This is a genomic window from Muricoccus radiodurans, assembly GCF_050154705.1.
GTDB classification, from domain to species: domain Bacteria; phylum Pseudomonadota; class Alphaproteobacteria; order Acetobacterales; family Acetobacteraceae; genus Roseomonas; species Roseomonas radiodurans.
The window spans coordinates 3,006,562-3,024,015 of the sequence record NZ_CP189561.1 but is presented as its reverse complement, the minus strand read 5'-3'; the positions used below and the strand labels follow the sequence as shown (position 1 = coordinate 3,024,015).

The 17,454-nt window shown below is 73.1% G+C and carries 17 protein-coding genes; 7 read left to right on the top strand and 10 right to left on the bottom strand.

Going from position 1 to position 17,454, the window contains the following annotated elements:
• Nucleotides 1–18 precede the first annotated feature (18 nt).
• The 9 genes from ACP6CK_RS14595 to ACP6CK_RS14555 form a co-directional block, all read right to left on the bottom strand.
• Nucleotides 19–1,725, bottom strand: coding sequence for a DUF2491 family protein (locus tag ACP6CK_RS14595; RefSeq protein WP_426959791.1), 1,707 nt, complete (start codon nt 1,723–1,725; stop codon nt 19–21).
• 209 nt (nt 1,726–1,934) lie between these two features.
• Entirely contained in the window at nt 1,935–2,672 is a 738-nt protein-coding gene (locus ACP6CK_RS14590; protein WP_426959790.1) for a transglycosylase SLT domain-containing protein, read from the bottom strand.
• A 66-nt stretch (nt 2,673–2,738) separates the two neighbouring features.
• The gene (locus ACP6CK_RS14585; protein WP_426959789.1) at nt 2,739–3,284 is read right to left on the bottom strand and encodes a calcium-binding protein; all 546 of its coding nucleotides are present in this window, start codon (nt 3,282–3,284) and stop codon (nt 2,739–2,741) included.
• 170 nt (nt 3,285–3,454) lie between these two features.
• Nucleotides 3,455–4,423, bottom strand: coding sequence for a Bug family tripartite tricarboxylate transporter substrate binding protein (locus ACP6CK_RS14580; protein ID WP_426959788.1), 969 nt, complete (start codon nt 4,421–4,423; stop codon nt 3,455–3,457).
• 57 nt (nt 4,424–4,480) lie between these two features.
• Complete coding sequence (locus ACP6CK_RS14575; protein WP_426959787.1) at nt 4,481–5,842, bottom strand: formimidoylglutamate deiminase; 1,362 nt, start codon at nt 5,840–5,842, stop codon at nt 4,481–4,483.
• Nucleotides 5,839–6,720: an amino acid ABC transporter ATP-binding protein gene (locus tag ACP6CK_RS14570; protein WP_426959786.1), complete on the bottom strand. Its 882-nt coding sequence runs from the start codon at nt 6,718–6,720 to the stop codon at nt 5,839–5,841. Before ACP6CK_RS14570 ends, ACP6CK_RS14575 begins: the two co-directional genes overlap by 4 nt.
• Nucleotides 6,717–7,388 (bottom strand): amino acid ABC transporter permease, encoded by a 672-nt coding sequence (locus ACP6CK_RS14565; RefSeq protein ID WP_426959785.1) that lies wholly within the window; start codon nt 7,386–7,388, stop codon nt 6,717–6,719. The genes ACP6CK_RS14570 and ACP6CK_RS14565 overlap by 4 nt, the downstream gene beginning before the upstream one ends.
• Entirely contained in the window at nt 7,385–8,035 is a 651-nt protein-coding gene (locus tag ACP6CK_RS14560) for an amino acid ABC transporter permease (RefSeq protein WP_426959784.1), read from the bottom strand. The genes ACP6CK_RS14565 and ACP6CK_RS14560 overlap by 4 nt, the downstream gene beginning before the upstream one ends.
• A 6-nt stretch (nt 8,036–8,041) precedes the next feature.
• Nucleotides 8,042–8,893: a transporter substrate-binding domain-containing protein gene (locus tag ACP6CK_RS14555; RefSeq protein WP_426959783.1), complete on the bottom strand. Its 852-nt coding sequence runs from the start codon at nt 8,891–8,893 to the stop codon at nt 8,042–8,044.
• A gap of 173 nt (nt 8,894–9,066) precedes the next feature.
• Here ACP6CK_RS14555 and ACP6CK_RS14550 point away from each other — a divergent pair, with 173 nt between their 5' ends.
• From ACP6CK_RS14550 to hutU, 3 genes are read left to right on the top strand one after another with little or no spacing between them, the layout of a single operon-like run.
• The gene (locus ACP6CK_RS14550; RefSeq protein WP_426959782.1) at nt 9,067–10,029 is read left to right on the top strand and encodes an isopenicillin N synthase family dioxygenase; all 963 of its coding nucleotides are present in this window, start codon (nt 9,067–9,069) and stop codon (nt 10,027–10,029) included.
• The gene (locus tag ACP6CK_RS14545) at nt 10,029–10,835 is read left to right on the top strand and encodes a UTRA domain-containing protein (RefSeq protein WP_426959781.1); all 807 of its coding nucleotides are present in this window, start codon (nt 10,029–10,031) and stop codon (nt 10,833–10,835) included. The genes ACP6CK_RS14550 and ACP6CK_RS14545 overlap by 1 nt, the downstream gene beginning before the upstream one ends.
• Before the next feature lie 8 nt (nt 10,836–10,843).
• Complete coding sequence (gene hutU / locus ACP6CK_RS14540) at nt 10,844–12,514, top strand: urocanate hydratase (RefSeq protein WP_426959780.1); 1,671 nt, start codon at nt 10,844–10,846, stop codon at nt 12,512–12,514.
• A gap of 8 nt (nt 12,515–12,522) precedes the next feature.
• Here hutU and ACP6CK_RS14535 read toward each other — a convergent pair whose 3' ends face one another.
• Nucleotides 12,523–13,197, bottom strand: a complete 675-nt coding sequence (locus ACP6CK_RS14535) for a hypothetical protein (RefSeq protein WP_426959779.1) — start codon at nt 13,195–13,197, stop codon at nt 12,523–12,525.
• A gap of 59 nt (nt 13,198–13,256) precedes the next feature.
• Between ACP6CK_RS14535 and hutH the strand changes: the two genes are divergently transcribed.
• From hutH to ACP6CK_RS14515, 4 genes are read left to right on the top strand one after another with little or no spacing between them, the layout of a single operon-like run.
• Complete coding sequence (gene hutH, locus ACP6CK_RS14530) at nt 13,257–14,768, top strand: histidine ammonia-lyase (protein ID WP_426959778.1); 1,512 nt, start codon at nt 13,257–13,259, stop codon at nt 14,766–14,768.
• Nucleotides 14,761–15,954 (top strand): imidazolonepropionase, encoded by a 1,194-nt coding sequence (gene hutI / locus ACP6CK_RS14525; protein ID WP_426959776.1) that lies wholly within the window; start codon nt 14,761–14,763, stop codon nt 15,952–15,954. The genes hutH and hutI overlap by 8 nt, the downstream gene beginning before the upstream one ends.
• Nucleotides 15,951–16,457 (top strand): GAF domain-containing protein, encoded by a 507-nt coding sequence (locus ACP6CK_RS14520; RefSeq protein ID WP_426959775.1) that lies wholly within the window; start codon nt 15,951–15,953, stop codon nt 16,455–16,457. Before hutI ends, ACP6CK_RS14520 begins: the two co-directional genes overlap by 4 nt.
• Nucleotides 16,458–16,488: 31 nt before the next feature.
• On the top strand, nt 16,489–17,454 hold the full coding sequence (locus ACP6CK_RS14515; RefSeq protein WP_426959774.1) for a Bug family tripartite tricarboxylate transporter substrate binding protein: 966 nt from the start codon (nt 16,489–16,491) through the stop codon (nt 17,452–17,454).

Below are 17,454 nucleotides of genomic sequence, written 5' to 3'. Positions count from 1 at the left end.
CGGATTCAGCGAGGGGGATCAGGCGAGGGAAAGGGAGGCGGGACTGACGTCCAGCCCGGCGTGGATCTCGACCCAGGCGCCGCGCCCGTCCTCGACGGCGGCGACCAGGATGTACTCGGTCTGCGGCGCCGGCTCGGCGGCGCCCGTGGGGGCGGCATAGAGCATCGCGCGGCGGCGGACGGTGCGGCGGCCCTCTGTCGTCTCCACCTCCTCGCTCATCTCGCGCGGGGCGATCTTGGCGTCGCTGGGAGACCAGGCGCGGCCATAGACCTTGCCGTCCTTCGTCTGGAACTCCGGCCAGCCGATCATGCCCTCGTTCGGGTCGAGCCAGAGGTTCCACTCGGACACGTCCGCAGGGTTCACCTCGTCGAGCGGGGCGAAGTAGCGGCACTCGTCCGGCTCGTTGCCGGGGCCGAGGTGGAGCTGGAAGAAGGCGCCCTCCGGCAGGTAGAGGCGGATGAGGGACCCCGGCCCGTCGCCGCCGATGCGGCCGACCGCGGTGACGCTCGTCGGCGCCGTGCCGGAGGGGGCGGGAACCTTCGTCTCCCCCGCCAGGAGCAGGAAGGGCGTCGGGTCCACGGTCAGCGTCATGCCGATCCGGAAGCGGGATGGGGTGTAGCCCTCCCCCGACATCTTGTGGCGGATGATGTCCGCGCCCTTCTGCAGCATGCCGCCGGGTCCCATCGCCTCGCCTCCCTTCGGTGCCGCCCGCATCCGGCGCCAGATCATGAAGCCCAGGATGAGCGCCAGCAGGATGACGCCCACGGTGAGGAAGCCGCCGATGCCGCTTCCGCCGCCGCCCGGCGCCGCCGAGGGCGTACGGCCGCCCGCGGAAGCCCCCGCGGAGGCGGGGCTGTCCGGCCGCGCCCGCGCGACCTCCGGCGGCACGTCCGGGGGCAGGGCGCCAGGCTCGCGCGGCAGGTTCCCGGCCTCGGCGGTGCGCCGGTCCAGCTCGTCGAGCTGGCGCCGGATCTCGGGGTCGGTGCCGGCGCGTTGCTCGGCGGCCTGGCGGAACTGGCGGACGCCGGGGTCGTCCTGGTTGTTGCGGAAGAAGTCCGCATGCCCGGGGCTGCTCAGGGTGCTGAGCAGGAAGAAGAGGAAGGCGGTGCTCCAGACGCCGTAATTGCCGGGGCCGCTGGCCACGCTGGGGGACGGCGTCCAGCCGCGGTCCCGGTACCAGCCGCCCGAATACCCGCCGGGATAGCCGCCCGAGTATCCGCCCGCATACCCACCGCGCCGGTACCCGTCATTGTAGCTCGGGGTGCGTCGGTCGCCCCAGCCGCCGCTCCAGCCGCCACCGGTGGAGCCGCTCCACCCGCCGCCGGTCTGCGGGGTGGGGCGGGCGGCCTGCTCGGCGGCGCGGCGGGCGGCCTCTTCCCGCGCCCGCATCTCCCGCAGCACGTTGCCGGATTGCTCGCGGCCATAGGACCGGTCGCCGGCCGATCCGCCGCCGAAGATGGAACCCGAGCTCCCGCCGCCCGAGGGCCGCCCATAGCCGCCGGAGGATGGCGTGCGGGGCGCGCCGTAGCCGCTGCTGGTGGACGGCGTGCGCGGGGAGGAACTGGGCCGCGAATAGCCCCCGCTGGACCGCCCGCGCGACTGGGCCGCCGCATCCCCGGCCGTGAAGAGCAGCACGCCTGCCGGAACCAGGGGCGGAAGGGTGGTGGTGACGGCCAGCAGGGCCGAGAGCGCGAGCGCCGTGAGGCGGGCGAGCGGGTGCCGCATTCGGTCAGCCTTCACCCGATCGTCGGGAACATGGCGATGGGTCCTCCGCAGGCGCCGCGATGGGGCGCGAACGGAGACTGCGATTCGGCGCCTCGGCAAGACGTCGCGCGATCACGTTCGGTGCATCGCCCCGTTGATCCTCCCCTTCTGGCCTCCGGCCGGGCCGGGACGGTCCAGCGTAACACGGCCCGCGATTCCGGCGAGGCCCGTCAGCGCCGGGTCGCGCCGCCCATGCGCAGGCAGGTCATCCGGGGCCGGGCCGGCGTCCTCGCGATCGGCACGGGCCGCGGCAGGCGGCGGCCCTCTGCCGTCATGAAGCGCCGCGCTTCCCGCGCCCCGCCGAGCAGCAGGGCGGGCTGGAATCCGGGGGCGCACATGCCCGCGAAGCCCGCGGAGGGCAGCGGCACCGCGCCGCCGCGGCCCCACGCGACGCCGAGCTGCGCCAGCGCCACGCGCCGGCCATAGGCGGCGCCCCGCTCCGTATCGCCCGAATGGTAGCGGCCGATGGCGGTGTTCCAGTCCGGCGCATTCGCGCGGAGCTGGTTGAGGAAGCGGATGGCATAGCGGACGTTCGTGTCGGGATCGAAGGCCTGGTCGAGATTCGCGAAGGCGTTGGGGTGGTAGAGCAGGTTCACCTGCATGCAGCCGACATCGACCGACCGCACGCCGCGCGCCACCAGCGCCCCCACGGCCGCGACGGCCGCCGCCTTGCTGGGGGCGGCCCCGCCGCTGCCCTCGGCGTTCCAGGACCAGGGCCAGGGCTCCGGGCGTCCGCCGGGGGCGGCGCGGCCGGTCTCCACCAGGGCGATGGAGGCGAGCAGGCCCGGCGGGATGCCCGAACCCGGTTCGGCCGCCGCGATGGCGCGGCGACAGGCGGTCCAGTCCGCCTCCTGCGCCGCGGCGGGGGTGGCGAGGAGGAGCAGGAGAAGGGCCAGGGGACGGACCATGCGGCCGCAACTCGCCCGCGGGGCGGGGCGCGGTCAAGGAAGGGGCCGGTCGCCGGCCCTCCCCGGTCAGCGGACCTGAATGCGCTCGATCTCTGAGAAGGTCAGCGTTTCCCCGCCGAGGTTGATCGTGCCGCCGAAGCTGGCCGGCTGGCCGGAGGCGTTGGTGAAGCTCACGACGTTCCCGCTGACCTGCATGTGCAGGCCGGTGCCGCTGACCTGCAGGGCGCTCTGCAACTGGCCGAGGCTCAGCGTGGGCAGGCTCAGCGTGTCCTGGCCGGCCATGCCGCGGAAGCTGTCGTTCCCGTCGCCGGGAGACCAGGTGTAGGTGTCGTTGCCGTCGCCGCCGAAGGCGATGTCGCCGACGCGGTCCCCGGTCCCGCCGGAGAGGCGATCGTCGCCGGCATCGCCCTGGAGCACGTCGCGGCCCCCGCCGCCCTCGATCTGGTCGTTCCCGGCGCCGCCGGCGATCGCGTCATCCCCGCCATTGCCGAGCAGGAGGTCCGCGCCGCCGGTGCCGACGATCCGGTCGGCGCCCGAGCCGCCGATGGTGACGGCACCGCCGGTCACCGCGTCCAGGGCTGCGGGATCGAGCGGGATGGGCTTGGAGGTCATGGGAGCGGCTTCTGTTCGGTCGGTGGCACGATCATCATCCTGGGATGGAGCGCGCAGGAGAAGCGGGGGAGCCCCTCTCGCGGCGATAGGATCGGTCTATGCGCCTCCCACTCCGCGACAGGGGGCACCGCGTCCCGGCCAGGCGCGCCCAGCCCTCGCGGGCCCAAGGGTCATTCGGCCCGCATTCCCGCCCCCCGCACCACGGGCGTCCAGCGCGCCAGGTCCTCGGCCAGGAAGCGGGCGAAGGCCTCCGGGCTCTCGCTCGGCTCCACCTCCAGCCCGGCCTCGTTCAGCTTCCGCCGCGTCTCCGGCTCCGCCAGCGTGGCCCCGAGCGCGGTGAAGAGCCGCGCGACGCGGTCGGGCGGCGTGCCGCCGGTGGTCAGGATGGCGTACCAGCCTGTCGCCTCCAGCGCGGGGAAGCCCTGCTCGGCGGCGGTGGGCAGGTCGGGTTCGGCCGGGCTGCGGCGCCGGCCGGCGATGCAGATGCCGCGCAGCGCGCCGGTCCGCAGGTGCGGCTGCAGGGGCGGCACGGCGTTGGTGAAGAGGTGCACGCGCCCGGCGACGACGTCCACCAGCGCGGGCCCGGTGCCGCGATAGGGGACGTGATCCATCTCGATGCCGAGCACGCTCTCGATCAGGGCGCCGGCAGCGTGGCCGGAGCTGCCGACGCCGGGCGAGGCATAGGCGAGGCGTCGCTGCCTCGCGACGGCCTGCAGCTCCGACAGGTTCCGCACCGGCAGGGAGGGATGCACCACCGTCGCCACCGCGCCGGCGGCGACGAGGCCGATCGGGGCGAAGGCGGTGGCGGGATCATAGGGCAGGCGATCGCGCAGGATCTGGTTGATGGTCTGGCTGCCGGTGCCGCCGAGCAGGAGCGTGTGCCCGTCCGGCGCGGCCTTGGCGACGATCTCCGCCCCGATGGCCCCGCCGGCGCCGCCGCGGTTGTCCACCACCACCTGCTGGCCCAGGCGCGCGCTCAATCCCTCCGCGACGAGGCGGCCGACGATGTCGTTCGTCCCTCCGGGGACGAAGGGGATCACCAGGCGCAGCGGGCGGTCGGGGAAGGCGGGCTGGGCCATCGCGCCGGGCGCGGCCAGGCCAGCCATGAAGGCGCCGAGGGCTGTGCGGCGTGTGGTCATCCGATCCTCCCGAAGTTGGACGGGAGCATCGGTCGCTTCGGAGCGGGGGTGAAGCCCTCAGGCCAGGAGGCGGCGGACCGTTTCGCGATAGCGGGCGGCCACGGCGTCCCGCGCGGCATGGCGGCCGTCACGGACCAGGGCGCGGCCGGCGACGACCGTGGTGCGCAACGGATTTTCCTGGCCGGAGAAGACCCAGGCGTCGAGCAGCGCGTCGCCCGCGTGGCCGGCCAGGGTGGGGTGGCCGTCGTCCAGCTCCACGAGGTCGCAGCGGCAGCCGGGAGCGATGGCGCCCACCGGCGCGCCGCTGGCCCGGGCACCGCCGGCCAGCACGGCGCCGAGCAATGCCCGGCCGGGATGCGGAGCATCGTCCCCCGCGGCCACGGAACGCGCGTGAAGACGCAGGCGCTGGGCGGTCTCCAGCAGGCGCAGCTCCTCGCGCGGGGCGGTGCCGACATGGCTGTCCGTGCCGATCGCGATGGCACCGCCCGCCTCGCGGTAGGTGGGCAGGTCGAAGATGCCGTCCCCGAGGGAAGCCTCTGTCGTCGGGCAGAGGCCGACCGTGGCGCCGCTGCGGGCGAGGGCCGCCGCCTCCGCCGGCGTCATGTGGGTGGCGTGGATGAGGCACCAGCGCGCGTCGAGCGGCGCGTTCGCCAGCAACCACTCCACCGGGCGGGCGCCGGTGGCGGACACGCACTCCTCCACCTCCCGCACCTGCTCGGCGGCGTGGATGTGGATCGGGCCGGGATGGTCGGATAGCGCGTCCAGCATCGCGGGCGTGACCGCGCGCAGGGAGTGCGGGGCGATGCCGAGATTCGCGTGGGGATGATCGCGCATCGCGGTGGCGCATCGGTCCAGGATTGCCCGGAAGCCGTCGGGGTCGTTCAGGAAGGGGCGCTGGCCCGGCGCGGGATCGGCGCCGAAGATGCCGCCGTGGCGGTAGAGGCTGGGCAGCAGCGTCAGCCCGATCCCGGTCTCCGCCGCGGCCGCGAGGTGGCGCAGCGCCATCTCCGCCCGGTCGGCATAGGGCGTGCCGTCCGGCCGGTGGTGGAGGTAATGGAACTCCGTCAGCTGGGTGAAGCCGTGCTCCAGGCACTCCACCTGGAGCTGCGCGGCCACCGCCTCCGCGTCGTCGGGCGTCAGGCGCGCGACGAAGCGGTACATCGTCTCCCGCCAGGTCCAGAAGGAGTCGCGCCCGGCCGGGGAGCGGCGCTCGGCCGCGCCGGCCATCGCGCGCTGGAAGGCGTGGGAGTGAATGTTCGGCACGCCCGGCACGACGTGGCCGAACAGGCGCTCGGCATCCCCGGCGGACACCGTGCCCGGATCCACGGAGGTGATGATGCCGGCGGCATCCGCCTCGATGGCAACGTCGCGGGCCCAGCCGCCCGGCAGCAGCGCCTGCGCCGCGTGGAAGCGGGTCACGCGCCGGTCTTCGGGGCGGGAAGGGGAGAGCCCTCGCCGGGCGGATTGGCCGCGGCATCTAGCAAGGAGAAGGACGCGGCCGGCGCCGGTGCCGTGTTCAGCATCGCCATGGTTGTGGGCGCCGGAATCACAGGCGGCGCTTCCGGCTCCGGCGCCCAGGCGACGCGCTGGAGGTAGGTGGAGAGGAAGCGGCGCAGGCGCGGCTCCTCGGCCCGGCCGAAGACCTCCTTCGCCGGGCCATCGACGAGCACCTTCCCGTGGTCGAGGAAGACGGCCCGGCGGGCGACGGAGGCGACGAAGCCCATCTCGTGGGAGACCACCATCATCGTCAGCCCGGACTCCGCCAGGCCGCGGATGACGTCCAGCACCTCCGTCGTAAGCTCGGGATCAAGGCTCGCGGTCGGCTCGTCGAACAGGATCAGGCGCGGCTCGACCGCCAGCGTGCGCGCGATGGCGACGCGCTGCTGCTGCCCGCCGGAGAGCTGCGCGGGGCGACGGTCCGCGAAGCGCAGCAGGCCCACGCGGTCCAGCATGGCGCGGGCACGCTCGGCCGCCTCGGCGCGCGACTGCTTGCGCGCCAGGCGCAGAGCGAGCGCGACGTTCTCCTGCGCGGTCAGGTGCGGCCAGAGGTTGAACTGCTGGAACACCATCCCGACCGTCCCGTCACCGGGCTTCGGGGCGCGCCCCTCCACCAGCACGCGGCCGCCGCTGACAGGATCGAGCCCGGCGACGCAGCGCAGAAGCGAGGACTTGCCGGACCCCGAGGGCCCGATCACGCCGACCACGTCGCCGCGCGGCACGGACAGCGTGATGCCGCCGAGGATCTCCGTCTCGCCGACGCGGCGCTCGAGGTTCTCGATCTGCAGGAAGGCGGTCATGCGATCGCGGCCCGGTCCGTGCCGAGGGTGGCGCGGGCGATCGCGCGCTCCAGCGCGCGGGCACCCCAGGCCGTGAGCTCCACCAGGATCCAGTAGCCGATCGCCAGCGCCGCCATCGTCTGGGCGAAAGCGAAGGTCGCGCTGCCGACGCCCGACACCGTGAAGGTGAGTTCCGGCACGGTGATGATGGACAGGATGGCGGTTTCCTTGACGAGGATGACAGCGAGGTTCGCGAGCGCCGGAAGCACGGAGAGCGCCATCTCCGGCAGCAGGATGCGGGCGATCGTCTGGGGCGTGGACAGGCCGAGCAGGCGCGCCGCTTCCGTGTGGCCGGGCGGGATGGCGCGGAACCCGCCGCGGAACACCTCGGAGAAGTAGGCGGCCGCGTAGATCGAGAGCGCGAGCCAGCCGGCGAGGATCGGCGTCAGGTCCAGGCCGATGAAGGGACCTCCGTAGTAGAGAAGGAAGGCCTGCACGAGGAAGGGCACGCCGCGGACGGTTTCCACCAGAACGGCGAGAAGGGCGTTCACCGGACGCGGGCCGAAGTGGCGGAAGCATCCGATCAGCACGCCGACGACGACCCCGGTGGCGACGGAGGCCAGCCAGATGCCGACCGTCAACGGCAGGCCGCGCGCGACGGCCCACAGTGTTTCCTGGACGACATTCATGCCCGGCGCCGCTCCCACCCCGCGGCCATCAGCACGAAGTTCAGGGCAAGGTAGATCGCGCCGCAGAGCGCATAGGTTTCCAGCGGCCGGAAGGTGGAGGAGGCGAGCGCCTGGGAGGTGCGCGTCAGTTCGAGGATGCCCACCAGGGAGACGAGCGAGGAGGCTTTCAGGATCATGATCGCCTCCCCCACGATGGCCGGGCGCATGGCACGGGCGGCGATGGGCAGGCGGATGCGGAGAAAGGTCTGGGCCGGCGTCAGGCCGAGCAGCCGCGCCGCCTCCACCGCGCCGGGCGAGACGGTGGCGAGCCCGCCGCGCAGGATCTCCGCCATATAGGCCGCGCAGCAGAGGCCGAGCGTGCCCACCCCCGCGACCGTGTTCGGAATATCCAGGCCGAGGAAGGGCAGGGCGTAATAGGCCAGCAGGATCTGCACGAGCAGCGGCACGCCCCGGAAAAAGGAGACATAGGTCGCCGCCACCCCGCGCCCGAGGCGCGAGGACGACGTGGCGATGGCGGCCAGCGCCGCCCCGAGCGCGAAGCCGATGAGGATGGCGCCCGCCGAGACCCAGACGGTCGCGACCGCCCCCCGCAGCAGGGGGGGCAGCGCTTCCGCGTAGAAGTCCGGGTCGAGGAAGGCGAAGTCCAAGGCGGATCAGACCGTCGGCGGCGGGACGTGGTCCGGGGTCTCGAAGGACTGGCCGAACCACTTCGTCTGCAGGGCGGCCAGGCGGCCGTCGCCGCGCATCTTCAGGATGGAGGCGTCGATCGCGTCCAGCAGCGGGGCGGAATCCGCGTCCTTGCGGCCGATATAGCCGAAATAGGACTTCTGCCCGAAGGGCGGCTGCACCACGGCGAAAACGTTCCGCCGCTGCTGCGCGACATAGGCGATGTTCGGCAGGGAGTTGGCGACGCCGACGATCCGGCCCGCGGCGAGATCGGCATAGGCCTCGGAGAAGGACTGGTACTCGCGGATCGGCGGCGTGGTGCCGGGCAGGGTCGCGACGAAGGCCTGGAACTGCGCGAGCTGGGCCGTGGCGGTGGCGCAGCCCAGCTGCTTCCCGGCGATGTCCTCGGGCTTCGTGATGGAGGCGTCGTTGGCGCGCTTCAGCAGCGCGACGGTCGCTTCGGCCACCGGGACGGTGAAGCGGTAGCGCTCGGCACGGGCGCGGGTGATGGTGGCGGGACCGCCGACCATGTCGTAGCGCCCGGCCTCCAGCCCCGGCAGCACCGCCGGCCAGGGCAGGTCCTGCCAGCGGATGCGCACGTTCAGGTCGCGGCCGACATGTTCGAACAGCTCGACATTCATGCCGACCTGGCGTCCGCCCTCGGTGAAGTCGAAGGGGGCGAAGTGCAGCTCGGTGGCGATCAGCAGCTCGCCGGCGCGCTGCGCCTTCTCCAGGTTGTTGGCGCTCGCGCGGCGGAGCGCGGGCAACGACAGCGCCGCGCCGAGGGCGCCGGCGCCCAAGGCCCTGCGAGTGGGCGCGCGGCGGGTGAACTGGGTCACGGTCTCGTCTCTCCTGCTCTGGCGGGGCGTCGGGTCCCGCGAATCATAGGGATCATGACGCGGCGGCGGCGCGGCGCCATGGGGAAGTTCCGCCGGGGCGCCAAGGTTGACATGACAGGTCATGAGCGTAACCCTGCCCGGGCGAGCGGATCAAGCGCCCCAGGAGGTCCCCCATGACCCAGCTTCCCGTCATCGACGTCGCCGGCCTGCGGGCCGGGTCAGCAAGCGCCGTGCCGCAGGTGGCCGCCGCCATCCACTCGGCCTGCACCGGCCCCGGCTTCTTCTACGTCTCCGGCCACGGCGTGCCGGAGGCCGTCATCGCGGACGCGGTGCAGCAGGCCCGCACCTTCTTCCACCTGCCGGAGGAGACGAAGCGGCAGGTGAAGGCCAACAGGATCCACCGCGGCTGGCACGCCATGGGCGGCGCGCTGATGGAGGGGGCGAAGAACACCGACCGGAAGGAGTTCTTCTCCATCGGCCTCGAACTGGCGGAGGACGACCCGGCCGTGCTCGCCGGGGAGGCGCTGCGGGGACCGAACCAGTGGCCGGATTTCGTGCCGGGGCTGCGGCCCGCCATGTCCCGCTACTACGACGAGATGCGGGCGCTGGGCGGCGCCCTCATGCAGGCCGTGGCGGTCAGCCTCGACCTCGCGCCAGACTTCTTCGAGAGCCGCTACCGCAAGCCGCTCCAGCGCACCCAGGCGATCTTCTACCCGCCCCAGGCCGTGGGCGCAGAGGAGGAGGTGTTCGGCGTGGCCCCGCACACGGATTTCGGCTGCATCACCCTTCTCTGGCAGGACGACAACGGCGGGTTGCAGGTGAAGGAGCGGCAGAGCGGCGCCTGGATCGACGCGCCGCCGCTGCCCGGCACGCTGGTGATCAACGTGGGCGACCAGCTCGGGCGCTGGAGCAACGACCGCTTCGCCTCCACCCCGCACCGCGTGGTGAACCGCTCCGGGCGGGAGCGGATGTCCATCGCGACCTTCCACGACCCCGACTTCTCCGCGGTTCTCGACCCGCGGGAACTCGGTACGCCGGATGCCGAGGCGCACTACGCCCCGATCACCGCGGGTCAGCACATCCTGAACCGCTTCGACCAGGCCTTCTCCTACCGCAAGAAGGCCGCCGCGGCCTGATGCCGGATGGCGGTGCGCCGCGGCGCGGCGCCGGCGACGCGGCGCCGCGCGACCTTTGCGAGGAGCCGAAACCGCGCTACGAGGCGGTGAAGGACCATGTGCGCGCGCGCATCGCCGCCGGGGACTGGCCGCCCAACACGCGCATTCCCAGCGAGAACGAACTGGGGCCGATGCTCGGCGTCTCCCGCATCACGGTGAACCGCGCCTTCGCGGAGCTGGCGCGGGAGGGGCGGCTGCGGAAGGTGCCGGGTGTCGGCACCTTCGTCGCGCCGCGGGCGGAGCTGGACAAGCCGCGTTTCGGCCTGACGAGCATCCAGAGCATCGCGGAGGAAATCCGCGGCCGCGGCATGGAATGGTCCTGTCGCGTGCAGGCACTGGCGCCCGCGCCAATGACGGCGGAGGCGGCAGAGGCGCTCGGGATGCCGGCGGGGTCCGTGGTGACCGCATCCTCCATCCTGCATCTCGGCGACGGCGTGCCGATCCAGCTGGAGGAACGCTTCATCCGCCCGGGCTATGCCCCGGGCTACCTCGACCAGGATTTCACCATCCGCACCACCTACGACTTCCTGCGCGAGGTCGGCGAGGTGACGGAGATGGAGCAGGCCGTGACCGCCATCCTGCCGGACGCCCCGCTCGCGCGCCGGCTCTCGGTCGGGCCGCGCGATCCCCTCCTGGTGATCCGCCGCCGCACCTTCCGCCGGGAGGAGGCGACGACCTTCTCCCGTCTCACCCAGCCCGCCAGCCGCTTCGAGCTGTCGGGCCGCACCCGGATGCAGACCGCGCCGGGCGGACATTTTCCCCCCTGAAGGACACGATGACGAACCCCCGCTTCCGCAACGCCCCCGCGATCCGCGCGCCGCGGGGGCTGGAGATCTCCGCCCGCCACTGGACCACGGAGGCGGCGCTGCGGATGCTGATGAACAACCTCGACGATGAGGTGGCGGAGAACCCGGCGGAGCTGGTCGTCTATGGCGGCATCGGCCGCGCCGCGCGGGACTGGAAGAGCTACGAGACGATCCTGTCGGTGCTGCGCCGGCTTCGGGAGGATCAGACCCTGCTCGTGCAGTCCGGCAAGCCGGTCGGCGTGTTCGAGACGCATGCGGACGCGCCGCGCGTGCTGATCGCCAACTCCAACCTCGTGCCGGAATGGGCGAACTGGGATCACTTCAACGCCCTCGATCGCCAGGGGCTGATGATGTACGGCCAGATGACCGCGGGGTCCTGGATCTACATCGGGTCTCAGGGGATCGTGCAGGGCACCTACGAGACCTTCGCCGAGGCCGGGCGCCAGCATTTCGGCGGCGACCTGTCCGGGCGCTGGATCCTCACCGGCGGGCTGGGCGGGATGGGCGGTGCGCAGCCGCTGGCCGGCGTCTTCGCCGGCGCCTGCGTGCTGGCGGTGGAATGCCAGCCCTCCCGCATCGAGAAGCGGCTGGAGACGCGCTACCTCGACCACCGCGCCGATGATCTGGACGCGGCGCTGGCGATGATCCGTCAGGCCTGCGCGGAGAAGCGGGCGATCTCGGTCGGCCTGTTGGGCAACGCGGCGGAGGTCTTCCCGGAACTCGTCCGGCGCGGCGTGGTGCCCGATATCGTCACGGACCAGACGAGCGCGCACGACCCCGCCAACGGCTACCTGCCCGCCGGCTGGACGCTGGAGGAGTGGCAGGCGAAGCGCGAGACCGACCCGAAGGCCGTCGCCACCGCCGCGAAGCGCAGCATGGTGGCGCATGTGCAGGCGATGCTCGACTTCCAGGCGATGGGCGCCGCCGTGCTGGATTACGGCAACAACATCCGCCAGATGGCGAAGGACGAGGGGCTGTCGAACGCCTTCGACTTCCCGGGCTTCGTGCCGGCCTATATCCGCCCGCTCTTCTGCCGCGGCGTCGGACCCTTCCGCTGGGCGGCACTGAGCGGCGACCCGGACGATATCCGCAAGACCGACGACAAGGTGCGGGAGGTGATCCCCGATGATCCGCACCTTCACCGCTGGCTCGACATGGCGCGGGAGCGGATCGCCTTCCAGGGCCTGCCGGCGCGCATCTGCTGGGTAGGGCTGGGCCAGCGGCACCGCCTCGGCCTCGCCTTCAACGAGATGGTGGCGCGCGGGGAGATCGGGCCGGTCGTGATCGGCCGCGACCACCTCGATTCCGGCTCCGTCGCCAGCCCGAACCGGGAGACGGAGGCGATGCGGGACGGCTCCGACGCCGTCTCCGACTGGCCGCTGCTGAACGCGCTGCTGAACACGGCCTCCGGCGCCACCTGGGTCTCGCTGCACCACGGGGGCGGGGTGGGGATGGGATACTCCCAGCACGCGGGCATGGTCATCGTGGCGGACGGCACGCCCGATGCGGCCCGGCGGCTGCGGCGGGTGCTGTGGAACGATCCCGCGACGGGCGTGATGCGCCACGCCGATGCCGGCTACGACATCGCGCAGGACTGCGCGCGGAAGATGGGGCTGGACTTGCCGATGCTGGGGGTGTGATGCGCCGCTCAGCGATGCGTCGTCAGCGTCCGGGCGGTCAGCGACCGTTCCAGCCCGGCATGCGGCACGGTGATGCCGAGCCCGACCAGATGGGCGAAGAGCGCGGCCACGACCGGCGCGTTCGCCACCGGGTCCTCGCTGTCGGGCAGGGATTCCCAACCCGTGAAGCCGGCGGCCTTGCCGATCGTCATCCAGGTGGCGTGGCGGATCCGCTTGCGCCGCGGCGCGTCGCCGGCCCGGTCGCTCATCGCCCGCTCCAGGGTCCGGCCGGCGGCCTGGTTGCCCTCGGCGCCGATCGCCAGCGCGCGCACATGGCTCAGGCCGTTCAGCCGGCCGGCCGCCTTGGGAAAGACGTGGTCGATGTTCCACGCCGTTCCGGTGGGGCGGCCGGACAGGTTCAGCCAGCCGCGCGCGAATTCATCGAACAGGTCGCGATAGCCGCTGTCGCGTGGATCCACCCAGAGCTCCGGCTCCGTGCCCTGCACCCAGACGAAGGCGCGGCTGGGCGGGCGCGATCCGAGCGCTTCCATCCGGCCGCCGAGGCGCATCGTGCCGGGAAAGCGCTGGCCGACGCCGAAGCAGTCGATCCCGGTCACGCCGATCCAGGCCTCCCCGGTGCCGCGCAGGAACTGGGTGACGAGCGTCTGGACCTGCCGCCGCAGCGGCTCCGGCCAACCCTGCATGAATCATGTCCCGGTGCTGTGGCGCCCGGGACCTTGCCACGGATCGCGGGAGGGGCGGCATGACGGACGCGCGAGGGATTGGCCCGGGCCGGGCCACGCTGGACGACCTGCGCGCCGTTGCGGCGGGGGCGCCGCTGGAACTGGCGGGCGACTGGCGCGCGGCGGTGGAGGCCAGCCACGCGGCGCTGCGCGCCCGGCTGGACGCCGGGGAGACGATGTACGGCGTGAACACGGGCTTCGGGAAGCTTGCGGACACGCGGATCGGGCCGACGGATCTGGAGCGGCTCCAACTCAATCTCATCCGCTCCCACGCCTCGGGCGTGGGGGAGCCGCTGCCCGCCGCGGTGGTGCGTCTGGTGCTGGCGCTGAAGGCGCTGTCCCTCGCGCGCGGCGCCTCGGCCGTGCGGACGGAAACCGTGTCGGCGCTCGTGACGCTCCTGAACGCCAACACCCTGCCGGCGATCCCCGCGCGCGGGTCGGTGGGCGCCTCCGGCGACCTCGCGCCGCTCGCGCATCTCTCCCTCGTGCTGATCGGGGAGGGGGAGGCCTTTCACGGCGCGGAGCGCATCCCCGGCGCGGAGGCGCTGTCGCGCGCCGGGCTCTCGCCCCTGCCGCTCGGCCCGAAGGAGGGGCTGGCGCTGCTGAACGGCACGCAGGTCTCGACGGCGCTGGCGCTGGCCGCGCTGTTCGAGGCGAGGGCGCTGTTCCGCACCGCGCTGGTGGCCGGGGCGATGAGCACGGAGGGCGTGCGCGGCTCCGACACGCCCTTCGACCCGCGTATCCACGCCCTGCGCGGCCAGCCCGGCCAGCTGCGCGCGGCGGCGGCGCTCCGGGGCCTGATGGCGGGCAGCGCCATCCGGGAGAGCCATCGCACGAACGACCCGCGGGTGCAGGACCCCTATTCCATCCGCTGCCAGCCGCAGGTGATGGGCGCCTGCCTGGACGCGCTGGACCACGCCGCGACGGTGCTGGAGCGGGAGGCGAACGCCGTCACTGATAACCCGCTCGTCACCGCCGAGGGGGAAGTGCTCTCCGGCGGCAACTTCCATGCGGAGCCCGTGGCCCTCGCGGCCGACCACATGGCGCTCGCCATCGCGGAGATCGGCGCCCTGTCGGAGCGCCGGATCGCGCTGCTGACCGACCCCGCGCTGTCCGGCCTGCCCGCCTTCCTGGTGCGGGAGGGCGGGCTGAATTCCGGCTTCATGATCGCGCAGGTGACGGCCGCGGCCCTGGCCAGCGAGCAGAAGGCGCTGGCTCATCCACGTTCCGTGGACAGCCTGCCCACCTCCGCCAACCAGGAAGACCATGTGAGCATGGCGACCGGCGCCGGGCTGCGCCTGATGCCGATGCTGGCGAACCTGCGCGATATCCTGGCGGTGGAGATGCTGGCCGCCGCGCAGGCGATCGAGTTCCATCGCCCGCTCCGGTCCTCGACGGCCCTGGAATCGGCGCACGCGGCGGTGCGCGGCGTCGCGGCCGCCTGGGATGCGGACCGGCAGATGGCGCCCGACATCGCCGCCGTGTCAGCCCTGATCGCCAAGGGCCGCTTCGCGGGGCTGACCGATGTTTGACCGCGTCTGGCTGAACGCGAATCTCTGCACCATGGCGGACGGGCTGGGCGTGGTGCGGGACGGCGCCGTGGCCGCGCGCGACGGCCGCATCGCCTGGGTCGGCCCGCGCGCGGAGCTTCCCGGACCGGCGGCCGAGACGGTGGATGGCGGCGGCGCCTGGATCCTGCCGGGGCTGGTGGATTGCCACACGCATCTCGTCTTCGCCGGCAACCGGGCGGGCGAGTTCGAACGCCGCCTCTCCGGCGTGACCTATGAGGAGATCGCGCGGGAGGGCGGCGGCATCCTCTCCACCGTGCGGGAGACGCGGGCGGCGACGGAGGAGGCGCTGGTCGAATCCGCCCTGCCGCGCCTCGACGCGCTGCTGGCCGAGGGCGTCACCACGATCGAGGTGAAGTCCGGCTACGGTCTGGAGACGGAGGCGGAGGCGCGGATGCTGCGCGCCGCCCGCCGCCTGCCCGGGCACCGCGCCGTGTCCGTGGTGACGTCCTTCCTCGGCGCTCACGCCGTGCCGCCGGAATATCGCGGGCGGCAGGGGGACTACGCCCGAATGGTGGCGGAGGAGATGCTGCCCGCCATCGCCGCCGAGGGGCTGGCCGACGCGGTCGACGCCTTCTGCGACCGGATCGGCTTCACCGAGGCGGAGACGGAAGCGGTCTTCGATGCCGCGCGCCGCCTGCACCTTCCGGTGAAGCTGCACGCCGACCAGCTCTCGGACACGGGCGGCGCGGCGCTGACGGCGCGCTTCGGCGGACTGTCCGCGGACCATCTGGAGCATGCCTCGCCCGAAGGGCTCGCCGCGATGGCGGCGGCGGGCAGCGTCGCGGTGCTGCTGCCCGGCGCCACCTACTTCATCCGGGAACCCCGACACCCGGACGTCGCCGCGATGCGCGCGGCCGGCGTGCGGATGGCGGTCGCGACCGACATGAACCCCGGCTCCTGCCCTACGCGCTCCATCCTGCTGATGCTGAACATGGCCTGCACCCTCTACCGCCTGACCGTGGAGGAGGCGCTGTTGGGCGTGACGCGCCACGCCGCCGCCGCGCTGGGCCTGTCGGATCGCGGCGCCCTGCTGCCGGGCCTGCGCTGCGATCTCGCGCTCTACCGCGTCTCGGCACCGGCGGAGCTGTGCTACTGGATGGGCGGGAACCCCTGCGCGGGGCGAGTCGTCGAAGGAATGCCAACATGAGTGACCGTCCCGATCCCCTGCCGCATCTCGCCGCCGCGGCGGCGGGCGTCGCGGCGGCGGGGCAGCCGGACGCCTCGCTCGCGGCGCTGGACCGGGCCATGGCGGCGGCGGTCGGGCACAAGCTCTTCACCGTGCTCGTCATCAACGAGGCGATGGGCCAGAACCAGCGCTACTACTCCAATAGGCCGGACGCCTATCCCGTGGGCGGGCACAAGCCGATGCACCGGGAAGGTCCCTATTACGACCAGGTGGTGGTCGCCGGCCGTCCCCGCTTCCTGCACGACCGGACGGGCATCGTGGCCGCCTTTCCGGATCACGAGCTGATCCTCTCCCTCGGCTGCGAGGGCGCGGTGAACGTCCCGGTCCGCTGGAACGGGCAGACGCTGGGCGGCGTGAACCTGCTGCACCGGGCCGGTTGGTACCGGGAGGAAGACGCCCCCCTCCTGCTCTCCTTCGCGGCCCTGGCGGTTCCGGCGCTGCTTGATATCGTGCGCCGGTGGTAGGCGCCCCGGCGCCCGCACCGGAGAGGACAGGATGACGCTTCGAACGACCCGCCGCGCCGCCGGCGGGCTGGCGCTGGCCGTGCTGGCGGGGCAGGCGCGGGCGCAGGACCGGCAACCGCTGCGGCTGATCGTGCCGCAGCCGCCGGGCGGCGCCGCGGACGGGATCGGCCGCATCCTGGCGGACAGCATGGCGCGGGAGCTTGGCCAGCCCGTCATCGTGGACAACCGCCCCGGCGCGAACGGTGTCATCGCGGTGAACGCGCTGAAGGCGGCGCGGGGCTTCGACGCGGTGCTGCTCGGCGGCGTCTCGCTCTTCTCCTTCAACCCGAACCTCTACTCCAACCTGCCCTACGACTCCGCGCGGGACTTCACCTACATCGCGCCGGTGGTGGACACGACGCTCGTGCTCGTGGCCAACCCGCGGGTCGGCGTCACCACCCTCGCCGCGCTGATGGAGCGGGCGCGGGCGGAGCCGGAGCGGCTGACCTATGCCAGCGTCGGCATCGGCAACTCCACGCACCTGTCCATGGAGATGATCACCGACACGGCAGGCGTGCGGATGACGCACATTCCCTTCAACGGGACCACGCCCTCCCTCACCAGCGTCATGCAGGGGCAGACGGACTGCATGGTGATCCCGCTGGTCAGCGCGCTGCCGCACATCCAGGCCGGGTCGCTGGTGGCGCTGGCGATCCTCAACCCGCAGCGCGTCTCCGGTCTTCCCAACGTGCCGACGCTGCGGGAGACGGGGTTCGAGGGGCTGGCCATGCCCGGCTGGTACGCGATCGTCGGCCCGGCCGGTATGTCGGCCACGACCGTGGAGCGGCTGAACGCCGCGGTCCGCGCCGCCACCGCCGATTCCGAGAACGTCCGGCGCTTCCGGGAGGTCTATCTGGAGCCGATGTCCGGCAGCGCCGAGTTCGTGCGCCGCGCGGTGGAAACGGACAGCGCCGCCTGGGGCGCCTTCATCCGCCGCAAGAACCTGAGGGTGGAATAG

Excerpts from the sequence above, each read along its gene's own strand:
- ACP6CK_RS14595 (WP_426959791.1), bottom strand. The coding sequence starts at position 1,725 with ATGCGGCACCCGCTCGCCCGCCTCACGGCGCTCGCGCTCTCGGCCCTG.
- ACP6CK_RS14590 (WP_426959790.1), bottom strand. The coding sequence starts at position 2,672 with ATGGTCCGTCCCCTGGCCCTTCTCCTGCTCCTCCTCGCCACCCCCGCC.
- ACP6CK_RS14585 (WP_426959789.1), bottom strand. The coding sequence starts at position 3,284 with ATGACCTCCAAGCCCATCCCGCTCGATCCCGCAGCCCTGGACGCGGTG.
- ACP6CK_RS14580 (WP_426959788.1), bottom strand. The coding sequence starts at position 4,423 with ATGACCACACGCCGCACAGCCCTCGGCGCCTTCATGGCTGGCCTGGCC.
- ACP6CK_RS14570 (WP_426959786.1), bottom strand. The coding sequence starts at position 6,720 with ATGACCGCCTTCCTGCAGATCGAGAACCTCGAGCGCCGCGTCGGCGAG.
- ACP6CK_RS14565 (WP_426959785.1), bottom strand. The coding sequence starts at position 7,388 with ATGAATGTCGTCCAGGAAACACTGTGGGCCGTCGCGCGCGGCCTGCCG.
- ACP6CK_RS14550 (WP_426959782.1), top strand. The coding sequence starts at position 9,067 with ATGACCCAGCTTCCCGTCATCGACGTCGCCGGCCTGCGGGCCGGGTCA.
- ACP6CK_RS14545 (WP_426959781.1), top strand. The coding sequence starts at position 10,029 with ATGCCGGATGGCGGTGCGCCGCGGCGCGGCGCCGGCGACGCGGCGCCG.
- hutU (WP_426959780.1), top strand. The coding sequence starts at position 10,844 with ATGACGAACCCCCGCTTCCGCAACGCCCCCGCGATCCGCGCGCCGCGG.
- ACP6CK_RS14535 (WP_426959779.1), bottom strand. The coding sequence starts at position 13,197 with ATGCAGGGTTGGCCGGAGCCGCTGCGGCGGCAGGTCCAGACGCTCGTC.
- hutH (WP_426959778.1), top strand. The coding sequence starts at position 13,257 with ATGACGGACGCGCGAGGGATTGGCCCGGGCCGGGCCACGCTGGACGAC.
- hutI (WP_426959776.1), top strand. The coding sequence starts at position 14,761 with ATGTTTGACCGCGTCTGGCTGAACGCGAATCTCTGCACCATGGCGGAC.
- ACP6CK_RS14520 (WP_426959775.1), top strand. The coding sequence starts at position 15,951 with ATGAGTGACCGTCCCGATCCCCTGCCGCATCTCGCCGCCGCGGCGGCG.
- ACP6CK_RS14515 (WP_426959774.1), top strand. The coding sequence starts at position 16,489 with ATGACGCTTCGAACGACCCGCCGCGCCGCCGGCGGGCTGGCGCTGGCC.